Annotated in this window: 10 protein-coding genes; 3 read left to right on the forward strand and 7 right to left on the reverse strand. The window is 64.7% G+C overall.

Annotated elements, in window-relative coordinates; genetic code table 11:
- Nucleotides 1–50: 50 nt before the first annotated feature.
- Nucleotides 51–2,003: an ATP-binding cassette domain-containing protein gene (locus BLQ92_RS34720; RefSeq protein ID WP_090693992.1), complete on the reverse strand. Its 1,953-nt coding sequence runs from the start codon at nucleotides 2,001–2,003 to the stop codon at nucleotides 51–53.
- 203 nt (nucleotides 2,004–2,206) lie between these two features.
- On the opposite strand from BLQ92_RS34720, the gene BLQ92_RS34725 reads away from it, so the two are divergent.
- Complete coding sequence (locus tag BLQ92_RS34725; protein ID WP_090693996.1) at nucleotides 2,207–2,686, forward strand: glutathione peroxidase; 480 nt, start codon at nucleotides 2,207–2,209, stop codon at nucleotides 2,684–2,686.
- 183 nt (nucleotides 2,687–2,869) lie between these two features.
- Here BLQ92_RS34725 and cls read toward each other — a convergent pair whose 3' ends face one another.
- From cls to dapC, 6 genes are all read right to left on the reverse strand, one after another.
- Complete coding sequence (gene cls, locus BLQ92_RS34730; protein WP_090694000.1) at nucleotides 2,870–4,309, reverse strand: cardiolipin synthase; 1,440 nt, start codon at nucleotides 4,307–4,309, stop codon at nucleotides 2,870–2,872.
- A gap of 207 nt (nucleotides 4,310–4,516) precedes the next feature.
- The gene (gene prmB / locus BLQ92_RS34735) at nucleotides 4,517–5,401 is read right to left on the reverse strand and encodes a 50S ribosomal protein L3 N(5)-glutamine methyltransferase (protein ID WP_090694004.1); all 885 of its coding nucleotides are present in this window, start codon (nucleotides 5,399–5,401) and stop codon (nucleotides 4,517–4,519) included.
- Nucleotides 5,402–5,428: 27 nt separating this feature from the next.
- The gene (gene dapE, locus BLQ92_RS34740; RefSeq protein WP_090694008.1) at nucleotides 5,429–6,568 is read right to left on the reverse strand and encodes a succinyl-diaminopimelate desuccinylase; all 1,140 of its coding nucleotides are present in this window, start codon (nucleotides 6,566–6,568) and stop codon (nucleotides 5,429–5,431) included.
- 126 nt (nucleotides 6,569–6,694) lie between these two features.
- A complete protein-coding gene (locus tag BLQ92_RS34745) occupies nucleotides 6,695–7,060 on the reverse strand; it encodes an ArsC family reductase (RefSeq protein WP_090694012.1) in 366 nt (121 codons plus the stop codon).
- A complete protein-coding gene (gene dapD / locus BLQ92_RS34750; protein ID WP_090694017.1) occupies nucleotides 7,060–7,899 on the reverse strand; it encodes a 2,3,4,5-tetrahydropyridine-2,6-dicarboxylate N-succinyltransferase in 840 nt (279 codons plus the stop codon). Before dapD ends, BLQ92_RS34745 begins: the two co-directional genes overlap by 1 nt.
- Before the next feature lie 65 nt (nucleotides 7,900–7,964).
- The gene (gene dapC / locus BLQ92_RS34755) at nucleotides 7,965–9,182 is read right to left on the reverse strand and encodes a succinyldiaminopimelate transaminase (RefSeq protein ID WP_090694021.1); all 1,218 of its coding nucleotides are present in this window, start codon (nucleotides 9,180–9,182) and stop codon (nucleotides 7,965–7,967) included.
- A gap of 318 nt (nucleotides 9,183–9,500) precedes the next feature.
- Here dapC and BLQ92_RS34760 point away from each other — a divergent pair, with 318 nt between their 5' ends.
- Both BLQ92_RS34760 and smc read left to right on the forward strand, forming a co-directional pair.
- Nucleotides 9,501–10,478 (forward strand): DMT family transporter, encoded by a 978-nt coding sequence (locus BLQ92_RS34760; protein WP_090694027.1) that lies wholly within the window; start codon nucleotides 9,501–9,503, stop codon nucleotides 10,476–10,478.
- Between the two features lie 148 nt (nucleotides 10,479–10,626).
- A complete protein-coding gene (gene smc / locus BLQ92_RS34765) occupies nucleotides 10,627–14,145 on the forward strand; it encodes a chromosome segregation protein SMC (RefSeq protein ID WP_090694030.1) in 3,519 nt (1,172 codons plus the stop codon).
- Nucleotides 14,146–14,148 lie beyond the last annotated feature (3 nt).

Here is a 14,148-nt window from a genome sequence, read left to right on the forward strand (position 1 = left end):
AAGTGCCCGTCGATGCCGGCGCAGCCGGTGCGGCCGCGTATGGCGGAGCGCTAGCCGATTTGTTCGAGCTCCTCGTGAGTATCGAGCCATTCGGCTTCGAGCGCTTCGAGGCGCGCATTCACATCCGCCTGACGTCGGATCGCCTCCGTCAGCTTGCTCTTCTGCTCCGGATCGTAACTCGCCGGATCGGCGACGAAGGTATCCAGCGTCGTCTTTTCGGCGTTCAGCGCGTCCATTTCCTTTTCGATCTTGTTGATGCGGCTTTGCAGCGGCTTCTTCAGATGCGAGAGCTTCTGGCGCGTTTCGGCGTCCTGACGGCGCTGTTCCTTGCGGTTCGCGGCGCTGTCTTCGCTATTGCCACCATTCGCTGTGCCCCCGGCGTTGGCCGGGTTTCCTGCTTTCAGCGCGGCGCGCTGCTCGGCGGCGTGCTGCAGCAGCCAGTCGCGGTAGTCGTCGAGATCGCCGTCGAACGGTTGCAGCCGGTGTTTCGCCACCAGCATGAATTGATCGGTGGTGGCGCGCAGCAGATGCCGGTCGTGCGAGACGAGAATCAGCGTGCCTTCGAACTGCGCGAGCGCCATGGTGAGCGCATGGCGGGTTTCGAGATCCAGGTGGTTGGTCGGCTCGTCGAGCAGCAGCAGGTTCGGCTTTTGCCAGATCACCAGCGCGAGTGCGAGACGGGCTTTCTCACCGCCGGAAAACGGTGCGATCGCGGCGGTGGCCATTTCCCCGGAGAAGTTGAAGCCGCCGAGGTAGTCGCGCAGTTCCTGCTCGCGTGTATCGGGTGCAAGCCGCGCCAGATGCTGCAGCGCCGAGTCGTCCGGGCGCAACGTTTCGAGTTGATGCTGCGCGAAGTAGCCGATGCGCAGCCCTTTGCCTTCGCGCACACCGCCGCCGAGAGCCTCGAGCGTGCCGGCAAGCGTCTTGATGAGCGTGGATTTACCCTGGCCGTTGGCGCCCAGCAGGCCGATCCGCTGGCCGTTCTGGATGGACAGGTTGACGTGCTCGACGATCGGGATCTCCCCGCTTTCGTTGCGATAGCCGCAGCGCACGCCTTCCATCACCATCATAGGGTTGGGCGCGGAGTCCGGCGTGCGGAACTCGAACGTGAACGGCGAGGACGCATGGGCCGGTGCGATCAGTTCCATCTTTTCGAGCGCCTTCACCCGGCTTTGCGCCTGGCGCGCCTTGGTGGCCTGCGCCTTGAAGCGGTTGATATAACTCTGCAGATGTTCAACCGTGCGCCGCTGCTTTTCATACGCGCTCTGCTGCAGGGCGATCTGTTGGGCGCGCAGGATTTCGAACTGCGAATAATTGCCGCCGTAGCGCTTGATCTGCTGTTGCTCCAGATGCAGCGTGACATTGCAGACCGAATCGAGAAATTCGCGGTCGTGCGAGATCACGATCAACGTGCCCGGATAACGGTGCAGCCAGTCTTCGAGCCAGACGATGGCGTCCAGGTCCAGGTGGTTGGTCGGTTCGTCGAGCAGCAGCAGGTCGGAGCGGCACATCAGCGCCTGGGCCAGATTCAGGCGCATGCGCCAGCCGCCGGAGAAGCTCGCCACTGGCAGACGGGTCTGTTCGAGCGTGAAGCCGAGGCCGAGCAGCAGCGCTTCGGCGCGCGCCGGGGCGGTGTAGCCGTCGGCGTCGGCAAAGGCGGCGTGCGCCTCGCCTTCGGCGGCGCCGTCATGCGCGGCCGAGGCGGCGGCGATCGCCGCCTCGATGGCGCGCAGCGCGGCGTCGCCATCCAGCGTATAGGCGAGCGCGGTCTTGTCGACGGCAGGGGTTTCCTGCGCCACATGGGCGATCTGCCACGACGGCGGCATGGAGAAGTCACCGGCGTCCGCATGCAGTTCGCCGAGCAGCACGGCAAACAGGGTCGACTTGCCCGCGCCATTCGCCCCGACCAGCCCGGCTTTTTCGCCGGGGTTCAGGGTGAAGGTGGTTTGTTCGAAAAGCGGCTTGGTGCCGCGCGCGAGACTGAACTGGTTAAAGCGGATCACAAAGAGAAGGCCGGCTTGGGAAAAACGCTATTTTAGACCGGCCGTGGTCCGGGCAGGGATCGGCCGTTCGGCCGACTGTGCCGGCGGGGTTTTTCGCTTAGACTGACGGCTTTCGTCTAACACGTTGCACGGTAGCGGAGCAGGTGCTTTAGCGCTCACTCCGCTCGGCCGAAATAAACTGCATGGGATTGGGGAGAGGGCACATGACATCGATTTATTCGTTCTCGGCGCGCACGCTAGGCGGCGAGGAAGTCAGTCTGGAACAGTATCGCGGCAAGGTGCTGCTGATCGTCAATACGGCAAGCGAGTGCGGCTTCACGCCGCAATACGCCGGCCTGCAAAAGCTGTACGAAACGTATGCGGGGCGTGACTTCGAGATTCTCGGTTTCCCCTGCAACCAGTTCGGCAAGCAGGAGCCGGGCGATGCGGCGCAGATCGGCAGCTTCTGCGAGAAAAACTACGGCGTGACCTTTCCGATGTTCGACAAGATCGACGTGAACGGCGCCAATGCTCACCCGCTGTACCGCTATCTGACCGGCGAAGCGCCGGGCCTGCTGGGGCTCGAGGGCATCAAGTGGAATTTCACCAAGTTTCTGGTGGGCCGCGACGGCACGGTGCTCAAGCGCTACGCGCCGGTGACCAAGCCTGACGCGATTACCGACGAGATCGAGAAGCTGTTGTAACTGCTTGCCGTCAGCGAGAGGCGGCCAGGTTCTCGCGACTTCGCGGGCTCTGGCTGCGCGCTGTGGCCGCCGGCCCTTCGGCAAGCGCGTCTACGGCCGCTAAGGCGCTTGCCAGATCGCTTCCCGAAGTGGTTTCGCAAGCGGTTGCCAAAGCGCTTCCCGAAGCGTTTGCCAGATCCGTTGCTAAAGAATCGGCGAGAACAGTCTGGCGACGTGCATGGTCACGCGCCTGAACGCCGGTGCCTGGCGGTACTCGTTACGGTCGATCTCGTAGGCTTCGGCAAAATCGCGTGTGAGCATCGCTTCGACCTCGGCCGCAAAGCCGCGGTCCACGGTCAGCACCATGATCTCGAAGTTCAGGCGAAACGAGCGGTTGTCGAGATTCGCGCTGCCAATCGCGGCAGCGCAGCTGTCGATCAGCACCACCTTCTGATGCAGGAAGCCTGGCCGGTAGCGGAAGATGCGGATGCCCGCGCGCACCGAATCGTAGGCGTACAGCTTCGACGCTTCGAACACGACGTAGTGGTCGCGCCGGCTCGGAATCAGGATACGCACGTCCACGCCGCGTAGCACCGCGAGGCGCAGCGCCGAAAACACCGCTTCATCCGGCACGAGGTAGGGCGTGGTGATCCAGATCCGCTCGCGCGCCGCGTTGATTGCCTCGACGAAGAACAGCGAACAGGTCTCCTGCTTGTCGGCGGGGCCAGTCGGCATGACGATGCAATGCATGCCCTCGTTGGTCGGCTGATACGGCGGCATCTCGAGCGGCGGCAGTTTCTGGGTGGCCCAGTACCAGTCTTCGGTGAAGACGAACTGGATGCTGGCGACCACCGGACCGCGTACCTCGATATGCGTATCGCGCCACGGCGAGAGCGGCGGCTTGGCGCCGAGGTATTCCACGCCGACGTTATGGCCGCCGACAAACGCCCGCTCGCCGTCCACCGAAACGATCTTGCGGTGATTGCGGAAGTTGAGCTGAAAGCGGTTGACGAAACGGCGGTTGGTGGCGAACGGATGCATTTCCACGCCGCCCGCCCGCAGCGCGGCCACGTAGCTGTGCGGCAGGTCGAAGCTGCCGATGCTGTCGTAGAGGAAATAGATGCGCACACCTTGCGCGGCTTTGGCGAGCAGGGCGTCCTTGAGCATCTCGCCCAGCGCATCGTCTTTCACGATGAAGAACTGCACGATGATGTAGTTGCGCGCCTGATCGATCGCTTCGAGGATGGCGGCGAAGGTCGCTTCGCCGTTCACCAGCGTGCGTACCGTATTGCCGGGCAGGAAGGGCATCCCGCCCAGGTGCGTGAGGGAGCGCACGAGCCGGTGGCCGAGCACCTCGGTCGGGTGGCCGGCCGAGGAGGCCTGTTCGTCCCAGGCGTGAGGATGGGCCTGGGTGCGCAGCGACTCGTTCTCGAGACGGCGCGCGTCGGCGTAGCCCTGGAACTTGCTGCGGCCGAGGAACAGATACGGCACCAGCGTCAGATAAGGCATCGCCACCAGCGAGACCGCCCATGCGACCGCGCCCTGGGAGGTGCGCGTGTTCAGAATGGCATGGCACGCCGCGATCACGCCGAGCAGATGGGCGAGGGCGACGAGCGGGGCGATATGAAGCAAGTCGAATTGCATAGGCGCGCGAAGGATTTTTCAATGCGCTTCCCTGCCCTCCAGCAGGAGGGCAGGGAAGTCGATCGCGCTCATCTTACCGAACCCGTTGGCCTTGCGGTCGGGTTCGGCGGATTCTTTGCAGTTCGTTGCGGTGGCAACAGGGGAAGACGCGCGCCGGAAGCCGGCAACGCGTCGGGTGTGTGACAGCGGCAGCAGGGCCCAGGCAGATCAGCTCGGCAGATCGGCTGCCTGGATCAGGAACACGTTATCGTCGCCGGCGCTGGTCGACAGCCAGACGAGGTCGAGGCCGCCGAACGCCGCTTCCACATTGGCGCGCTCGTTGCCGATCTCAACCACCAGCACGCCGTCGTCGGTCAGCCAGTTGCGCGCCTCGCTGATGATCCGGCGCACGATATCCATGCCGTCTGCGCCGCCCGCCAGCGCCATCTCCGGCTCATGCTTGTACTCGGCCGGCAGCGCTGCCATCGAGTCCGCATTGACGTACGGCGGGTTGGTGATGATCACGTCGTAGCGGCGCTCGGGCAGCGGGGTGAACAGGTCGCCTTCGAACAGCGCAATGCGATCGTCGAGTTTGTACTCGTCGACGTTGCGCGTCGCCACTTCGAGCGCCGGCTTCGACAGGTCCACCGCGTCGATGTCGGCGTTCGGGAATGCGTGCGCCGCGAGAATCGCGAGGCAACCGGAGCCGGTGCACAGTTCCAGCACCGCGCCGACCTGTTCGGGATCTTCGACGTACGGTTGCAGGCCGTCCTGCAGCAGCTCGCCGATAAACGAGCGCGGCACGATCACGCGTTCGTCCACGTGGAAGCGGAAGCCGTGCATCCATGCTTCCTGCGTGATGTAGGCCGCGGGCACGCGCTCGGTGGCGCGGCGCTCGATCACACCCAGTACGGTGTCGACCTCCGCCGGCGTGAGCTTTGCGTCGAGAAACGGCTCGAGCAAGTCCAGCGGCAGATGCAGCGAGTGCAGCACGAGGTAGGCGGCTTCGTCGTAAGCGTTGGCCGAGACATGGCCGAACGACAGTTCGGCCTGGTTAAAGCGCGTCACTGCGAAACGCAGCAGGTCGCGAACGGTAGAAAACGGGAGCGTCATCGCTGGGGTGTCCTTGGCGGGCTTAAGTTAAGCGACCAGTTGTTCGAGCACGCGGCGGTACACGTTTTTGAGCGGCTCGATATGGGTGACGTCGATATGTTCGTCGATCTTGTGAATGCTGGCGTTCAGCGGGCCGAATTCGACCACCTGTTCGCAGATACGCGCAATGAAACGGCCGTCGGAGGTGCCGCCGGTGGTCGACAGTTCCGTGCTCACGCCGGTTTCGTCCTTGATTGCCTGGGCGAGCGCATTCGACAGGTCGCCGCGCGGTGTCAGGAACGGCAGGCCGCTCACCGACCACTGCAGATCGTATTCGAGACCATGCTTGTCGAGAATCGCATGCACGCGGCTTTGCAGCCCCTCAACCGTGCTGGCGGTCGAGAAACGGAAGTTGAACATCACGTCGGCATGGCCCGGAATCACGTTGCTCGCGCCCGTGCCGCTATGGATGTTCGACACCTGCCAGGTGGTAGGCGGGAAGTATTCGTTGCCGTCGTCCCAGCGCTCGGCCACCAGTTCCGCCAGCGCGGGCGCGAGCAGATGCACCGGGTTCTTCGCCAGATGCGGATAGGCGATATGGCCTTGCACGCCCTTGACGGTGAGCTTGCCGGACATCGAGCCGCGCCGGCCGTTCTTCACCATGTCGCCGAACTGCACGCTCGAAGTCGGCTCGCCGACGATGCAGTAGTCGAGCCGCTCGCCGCGCGCCTTGAGCGCTTCGACCACCTTAACGGTGCCGTCGGTGGCGGGGCCTTCTTCGTCGCTCGTGATCAGGAACGCAATCGAGCCGCGATGCGCCGGATGCGCCGCCACGAACTCTTCGCTTGCCACCACGAAGCCGGCAATCGAGGTCTTCATATCGGCTGCGCCACGGCCGTACAGCATGCCGTCGCGATGGGTCGGCTCGAACGGCGGCGAGCTCCACTGCTCGAGCGGGCCGGTCGGCACCACGTCGGTGTGGCCGGCGAACACGAGCAGCTTGCCGCGCGTGCCGTCGACGCCGCGTTTGACCGCCCACAGGTTGGTCACGCCGTGCGATTCGATAGTCTCGCATTCGAAGCCAAGCGCCGTGAGGCGCTCGATCAGGATGCGCTGGCAATGCTGGTCGTCGGGCGTGACGGAAGCACGCGCGATCAGTTGTTCGGTAAGGGCAAGGGTGCCGGACATGGATTCAGTACAAGCCACTTTGAAATGAAAAAATGCCGGCTGCGGGTGAATCGCCGCAGCCGGCAACAGCTTCTTATGCGCGCGACGCCTGGACCACAGGCGCTCGCTTCGCTCAGGCCAACAATCTCAGGCGAACAAGCTCTCGTACTCTTCCACGGAAAAGCCGAGCGTCTTGACCCGCCCGTTGACGACCACCACTGGCCGCTTGATCACCGAAGGCTTGTGGATCATCAACGCGATCGCACCCGACACCGTGTCCGCGGCGGCCTTCATGTCGTCGGACAGGCCTCGCCAGGTCGTGCCGCGGCGGTTCAGCAGCGCGTCGAGCTTGACGTCCTTCAGCCAGTCCTGCACGAGCGGCTCGGTCACGCCGTGTTTCTTGAAGTCGTGGAATTCGAACTCGACGTTATGCTCTTCGAGCCACACACGGGCCTTCTTCACGGTGTCGCAGTTCGGGATGCCATAGACAACGGTTTTGGTGCCGCGTGCCATCAGTCGCCTCGCAGCAGCTCGTTGAGACCGACCTTGGCGCGCGTTTTCGCGTCGACCTTCTTGACGATCACAGCGCAGTACAGGCTATGCGAGCCATCCTTGGACGGCAGGTTGCCCGCCACCACCACCGAGCCGGCCAGAATGCGGCCATATGTGACTTCACCGGTTTCGCGGTCGTAAATCTTGGTGCTCTGGCCGAGGTACACGCCCATCGAGATCACCGAATTTTCTTCGACGATCACGCCTTCCACGACTTCCGAGCGCGCGCCGATGAAGCAGTTGTCTTCAATGATGACCGGGTTGGCCTGCAGCGGCTCCAGCACGCCGCCAATGCCCACGCCGCCCGACAGGTGGACATTCTTGCCGATCTGCGCGCACGAGCCGACGGTGGCCCACGTGTCGACCATCGTGCCTTCGTCGACGTACGCGCCGATGTTGGTGTACGACGGCATCAGCACGACGTTCTTCGCGATGAACGAGCCACGGCGCGCGATAGCGGGCGGCACCACGCGGAAGCCGCCTGCAGCGAAGTCTTCAGCGGTGTAGTTGGCGAACTTCGACGGCACCTTGTCGTAGAACTGCGTGTAGTTGGCACCCCCGCCGCCAGCCGGCATCGGCGCGTTGTCTTCCAGACGGAACGACAGCAGCACCGCTTTCTTCAGCCATTGATTGACGACCCAGTCGCCGTCTTTCTTCTCGGCGACGCGCAGTGCGCCCTTGTCGAGTTGTTCGATGGCGTGCGCGACGGCTTCACGCACGTCGGCGGGAGCGGCCTTCGGCGACAGGTCTGCGCGGTTTTCCCAGGCGTTATCAATGATCTGCTGAAGTTGTTGCGACATATTCGTGGCTTATCGTGGATGAAAGAGTTGAAGTCTGAGGAAGAGGGGCTGCGTGGAACGCGCGCTCAGCGCGCGAGCCCATGGCAAAAGTCGACGATCCGCTGCGCGCCCTGGGTGCACTCGTCGACATCCGCGACAAGGGCGAGGCGCACGAAATTGCGGCCGGGGTTCGTGTCGTGCGCAGTGCGCGCGAGATACGAGCCCGGCAGAACCGTCACATTATAGTCGGCGTAGAGGCGCTGGGCGAACCCGGTATCCGAGAGGCCGGTGCGCGACACGTTGGCCCACAGATAAAAGGCGGCATCCGGCAGACGCACGTCGAGCACCTCGGCCAGCATCGGTGTGACGGTGGCGAATTTCTGCACGTACTTGGCGCGGTTCTCGCGCACATGCGTCTCGTCGTTCCAGGCGGCGATGCTCGCAGCTTGATACACCGTCGACAAGGCGGCGCCGTGGTATGTCCGGTATAGCAGGAACTGCTTGAGAATCGCCGCATCGCCCGCGACGAAGCCCGAGCGCATGCCAGGCACGTTCGAGCGCTTCGACAGGCTGGAGAGCATCACGAGGCGCTCGAAGCCGCGGCCGAGCTGGTGCGCCGCTTCCAGCGCGCCGAGCGGCGGTCTGGTCTCGTCGAAATAGATTTCCGAGTAGCACTCGTCGGAGGCGATCACGAAGCCGTAACGGTCGGACAGCGCAAACAGTTCGCGCCAGTCTTCGAGCGTCAGCACGGCGCCGGTCGGGTTGCCCGGCGAGCACACGTACAGCAGTTGGGTGCGCGCCCAGATGTCGGCGGGAATCGCCGAATAATCGCAGGCGAAATTGCGGGCCGGATCGCTATTGACGAAATACGGCTGCGCGCCGGCCAGCAAGGCCGCGCCTTCATAGATCTGGTAGAACGGGTTCGGGCAGAGTACGATCGCGGGCTCGCCCGCCGCGTTGCGCTTCGGGTCGATCACGGTCTGTGCGAGCGCAAACAGCGCCTCGCGCGAACCGGCCACCGGCAGCACTTGCGTGGCCGGGTCGACCGGCGGCAGGTTGTAGCGCTGCGTCACCCAATTGGCAATCGACTCGCGCAACGCCGGCGAACCGGTGGTTGCCGGATACGCCGCCAGGCCGCCGAGCGAGGCGATTACCGCGTCGCGGATCAGCGCCGGGGTCGGATGTTTCGGTTCGCCGATGCCGAAGCTGATGTGCGGAAGGTTCGCGGGCGGCGTGACGTCCTTGAAAAGCACACGCAGCTTTTCGAACGGATAGGGCTGGAGGGAGTCGAGTAGCGGGTTCACTTGGCGGATCGAGCCTGATCGAAGACGGGCAGAGACAGGTGATGGGCACGCGCGGTGGCCACAATCGCTGAAGTGCGGCGATTGGACGGCAGCGGCGGCGGACCGATGATTATAGCGTGGCGCAAGGCGCCGCGTGCTGGGCTGAGGGCCCGCGGCAGAGCGCGAACGCAGGGCGGCGGCGCGCGCAGTCCGCACCGGGCAGCCTGCGCGAATAAAACTGGGAGAGAGGATGCAGTCGGCAGTCGAGGGCACAGCAGGTCACCATGAACCAGGGCGCGCGAGCGGTGCACCTGAACTGCAAGGCAGGAGCGCCGCCCGATGAACAACTGGCTTCGCGCGAGCTGGCCGACGCTCGCCATCATGCTGGGCGCGTCGGTGTGGGGGATGATCTGGTATCCGCTGCGCATGCTGGCCGCACTCGGCGTGACCGGCACGGCCGCGGGCGCGCTGACGAGCGGCGCCGGCTGCCTGTTCGTGCTGCTGGTGCGCTACCGTTCCATTGCCACGGTGCGCTGGCACTGGCTGCTGCCCGCGCTCGCGCTGGCAGCCGGCGTCACCAACCTGGGCTTCGTGTGGGGTTCGATCCACGGCCAGGTGATGCGGGTGCTGCTGCTGTTCTACCTGACCCCAGCCTGGACCGCACTGTTTGCCCATTTCATTCTGCGCGAACGCCTGACGTGGGCGGCCGCGGGGCTGGCGGCGCTGTCGCTGGCGGGCGCCATGACCATGCTGTGGTCGCCGCAGCTCGGCGTGCCGCTGCCCGGCAATCTCGCCGAATGGGCGGGTCTCGTCGGCGGGATGGGCTTTGCCATGAGCAACGTGCTGATCCTCAAGACGAGCCGCGTGCTGCCGGATATGAAGGGCGAAATGCGCACCGCGACGATTTTCGGCGGTGCGGCGCTCTTTAGCGCCTGTGCGTCGTTTTTCGAGGCGATGCCGGCGCCGCCCACCGGCGCTCATCTGGGCACCGCGGCGCTGCTGGTGCTGGGCTTAGGCTTCCTGCTGGCGTCGAACAACATGCTGGTTCAATACGGTGTGGCGCGGATTCCCGCCAACCGGGCGTCGATCATCATGCTGTTCGAGATCGTGATTACCGCGCTCTCCGCGTGGCTGTTCGCCGGCGAGACCCCCGGTCCGCGCGAGTGGGCGGGCGGCGCGTGCATCGTGCTGGCCTCGGCGCTGTCGAGCTGGGTGCACCGGACGAAGGCGAAGCCGATCGGAGAGGCGCCGCCAGGGGCCGCTCTCGGCGACGATCGCGAGGCGAGGGGCCAGGATGGCCCACGGGCGATGGTATGATTGCCCCTGCTTGCCGTCGCGCGCCTTAGCGGGCGTGCGCGGCGCCCGTATCGCGGGGCTCGCATGGGGCGTTGCGCTGTAGCTGGAAACGGCTCGTGCGGCTCCTGCGGTCCACCTTCATTTCCCCTTTTCAATCAGCGATATCGCCGTGCGTCTGACCTCGATCAAACTCGCTGGCTTCAAGTCATTCGTCGATCCCACGCATTTCCAGGTTCCGGGCCAGCTCGTCGGCGTGGTCGGTCCCAATGGTTGCGGCAAGTCCAACATCATCGACGCCGTGCGCTGGGTGCTCGGCGAATCGCGCGCCTCCGAGCTGCGCGGCGAGTCGATGCAGGACGTGATCTTCAACGGCTCTACCGCGCGCAAGCCGGGGAGCCGCGCCAGCGTCGAACTCGTGTTCGACAACGCCGACGGCCGTGCCGCCGGCCAGTGGGGCCAGTATGCCGAAATCGCCGTCAAGCGCGTGCTGACGCGCGACGGCACCTCGAGCTACTACATCAACAACCTGCCGGCGCGCCGCCGCGACATTCAGGACATTTTCCTCGGCACCGGCCTTGGGCCGCGTGCTTACGCCATCATCGGGCAGGGCATGATTGCGCGCCTGATCGAGGCGAAGCCGGAAGAACTGCGTGTGTTCCTCGAAGAAGCCGCCGGCGTCTCGAAGTACAAGGAGCGCCGCCGCGAGACCGAGAGCCGCCTGCACGACACGCGTGAGAATCTGACGCGGGTCGAGGACATCGTCCGCGAACTTACGACGAACCTGGAAAAGCTCGAAGGCCAGGCCATCGTCGCGACGAAGTTCAAGGAGCTGCAGGCCGACGGCGAAATGAAACAGCGCCTCCTGTGGCTGCTGCGCAAGAACGAAGCCGGCGGCGAGCAGGAACGCCAGAAACGCGCCATCGAACAGGCGCAGATCGACCTCGAAGCCCATACCGCGAAGCTGCGCGAAGTCGAAGCGCAGCTCGAAACGCTGCGGGTGGCGCATTATTCGGCAAGCGACGCCATGCAGGGCGCGCAAGGCGCGCTCTATGAAGCGAACGCCGAAGTCAGCCGGCTCGAAGCCGAGATCAAGTTCATCGTCGAATCGCGCAACCGCGTCCAGGCGCAGATCGCCGCCCTGACGGCGCAGCGCGAGCAGTGGCAGTCGCAGGCCCAGAAGGCTCAGGACGACCTCGAAGACGCGCAAGAGCAACTGGCGGTGGCGGAAGAAAAAGCCGCGCTGGCCGAAGACGAAGCCGCGGCGAAGCACGACGCGATGCCCGCGCTCGAAACCCGCTGGCGCGACGCGCAGGCGCAGCTCAACGAAGAGCGCGGCGGCATTGCCCAGACCGAGCAGGCCCTCAAGCTCGAAGCCGCGCACCAGCGCAACGCCGACCAGCAACTGCAGCAGTTGCAGCAGCGCCATGAGCGTCTGAAGTCGGAAGCGGGCGGGCTCGACGCACCCGACGAAGGCCAGCTAGAAGAACTGCGCATGCAGTTGGCCGAGCACGAAGAGATTCTGCACGACGCCCAGGCGCGTCTTGCCGATGCCCAGGAAACGCTGCCGCGCCTCGATGGCGAGCGGCGCGCCGCCCAGGAGCGGGTGCAGTCGGAAAGCGCGCAGATTCATCAGCTTGACGCGCGCCTCGCCGCTCTCAAGCAGTTGCAGGAAAACGTCCAGACTGAGGGCAAGATCCAGCCGTGGCTCGAGAAGCACGAGCTCAACGGCTTGCCGCGCCTGTGGAAGAAGCTGCACGTCGAAGCAGGCTGGGAAACCGCACTTGAGTCCGTGCTGCGCGAGCGCCTTGCCGCACTTGAAGTGTCGAATCTCGACTGGGTCAAGGCCTTCGCGACCGATGCGCCGCCGGCCAAGCTCGCCTTCTATGCACCGCCGGTAGCTGGCGCGCCAGTCGCAAGCCCGGCCGCGCTGCGGCCGCTGCTGTCGCTGGTGCGCATCGACGATGCGGGCTTGCGCGCGGTATTGAACGACTGGCTGGGTCTGGCTTTCGTCGCCGACGATCTGGCTCAGGCGCTGTCGATGCGCTCGCAGTTGCCGGAAGGCGGGTCGTTTGTCGTCAAGGCAGGCCATGTGGTGACGCGCGTCGGCGTGCAACTGTATGCCGCCGATTCCGAACAGGCCGGCATGCTGGCCCGTCAGCAGGAAATCGAAAACCTGACCCGTCAGGTGCGCGCCCAGGCATTGCTCGCGGATGAAGCGAAATCGGCAGCGATTCGCGCCGAGGCTGCTCACACGCAAGCGGCGCAGGGTTTGACGGAAGTGCGTCAGCAAGCCGAACGCGCGACCCAGCGCGTACACGCGCTGCAGATGGACGTGCTCAAGCTCACGCAAGCGCACGAGCGCTACATGCAGCGCAGCACGCAGATCCGCGAAGAGCTCGAAGAGATCACCGCACAGATCGACGAGCAACGCGCCTTGCGTGGCGAATCGGAGGCGAACTTCGAACGCCACGACTCCGAGCTCGCCGAATTGCAGGCGCGTTTCGAAGACAACCAACTGGCCTTCGAAGCCCTCGACGAAGAACTGACCGCCGCGCGTGCGCAGTCGCGCGATCTCGACCGGGCCGCCACCGATGCACGCTTTGCCGCGCGCAACATGGCGAACCGCATCGACGAACTGAAGCGCAGCATCCAGGTGGCGCACGAGCAGAGCGAGCGCGTGGCCGGCTCGCTCGAAGACGCGCGCGCGGAACTGGAAACGATCAACGAGCAGACCGCCCATACCGGCCTGCAAGGCGCGCTGGAGATTCGCGCGGTGAAGGAAGAGGCGCTGCATGCCGCGCGTCTCGAACTGGACGACCTGACCGCCAAGCTGCGAGCGCTTGATGAGACGCGTCTCACGGCAGAACGCGCGCTGCAGCCGCTGCGCGACCGCATCACCGAATTGCAGTTGAAGGAACAGGCCGCGCGCCTGAACGCCGAGCAGTTCATCGAGCAGCTCACCGCAGCGGGTGTCGACGAGGCCGAATTGCAGGCCAAGCTGACGCCGGACATGAAGCCGTCCTACCTGCAAGGCGAAGTCACGCGCCTGAACAACGCCATCGCCGCGCTGGGGCCGGTCAACATGGCCGCGCTCGACGAACTGAAGGCCGCCACCGAGCGCAAGAGCTTCCTCGACGCGCAGTCGGCTGACCTGAACAGCGCAATCGAAACATTGGAAGACGCGATCCACAAGATCGATCAGGAAACCCGCACGCTGTTGCAGGGCACCTTCGATCAGGTCAACCAGCATTTCGGCGAGCTGTTCCCACGCCTCTTTGGCGGCGGTCAGGCGAAGCTGATTATGACCGGCGACGAAATTCTCGATGCCGGCGTGCAGGTCATGGCGCAACCGCCGGGCAAGAAGAACTCGACGATTCACCTGCTCTCTGGTGGCGAGAAAGCGCTGACCGCAACCGCGCTGGTGTTCGCGATGTTCCAGTTGAATCCGGCGCCGTTCTGTCTGCTCGACGAAGTGGACGCGCCGCTCGACGACGCCAACACGGAGCGCTTCGCCAATCTCGTGCGCGCGATGTCGGACAAGACCCAGTTCCTGTTCATTTCGCACAACAAGATCGCGATGGAAATGGCCCAGCAACTGATCGGCGTGACGATGCAGGAGCAGGGCGTGTCGCGGATCGTCGCGGTCGACATGGAAACGGCCGCGGGTTTCGCCCAGAATATCGTTTGAGTC

Source organism: Paraburkholderia phenazinium, assembly GCF_900100735.1.
In the GTDB taxonomy this organism is placed as follows: Bacteria; Pseudomonadota; Gammaproteobacteria; order Burkholderiales; family Burkholderiaceae; genus Paraburkholderia; species Paraburkholderia phenazinia.

Excerpts from the sequence above, each read along its gene's own strand:
- BLQ92_RS34725 (WP_090693996.1), top strand. The coding sequence starts at position 2,207 with ATGACATCGATTTATTCGTTCTCGGCGCGCACGCTAGGCGGCGAGGAA.
- cls (WP_090694000.1), bottom strand. The coding sequence starts at position 4,309 with ATGCAATTCGACTTGCTTCATATCGCCCCGCTCGTCGCCCTCGCCCAT.
- prmB (WP_090694004.1), bottom strand. The coding sequence starts at position 5,401 with ATGACGCTCCCGTTTTCTACCGTTCGCGACCTGCTGCGTTTCGCAGTG.
- dapE (WP_090694008.1), bottom strand. The coding sequence starts at position 6,568 with ATGTCCGGCACCCTTGCCCTTACCGAACAACTGATCGCGCGTGCTTCC.
- BLQ92_RS34745 (WP_090694012.1), bottom strand. The coding sequence starts at position 7,060 with ATGGCACGCGGCACCAAAACCGTTGTCTATGGCATCCCGAACTGCGAC.
- dapD (WP_090694017.1), bottom strand. The coding sequence starts at position 7,899 with ATGTCGCAACAACTTCAGCAGATCATTGATAACGCCTGGGAAAACCGC.
- BLQ92_RS34760 (WP_090694027.1), top strand. The coding sequence starts at position 9,501 with ATGAACAACTGGCTTCGCGCGAGCTGGCCGACGCTCGCCATCATGCTG.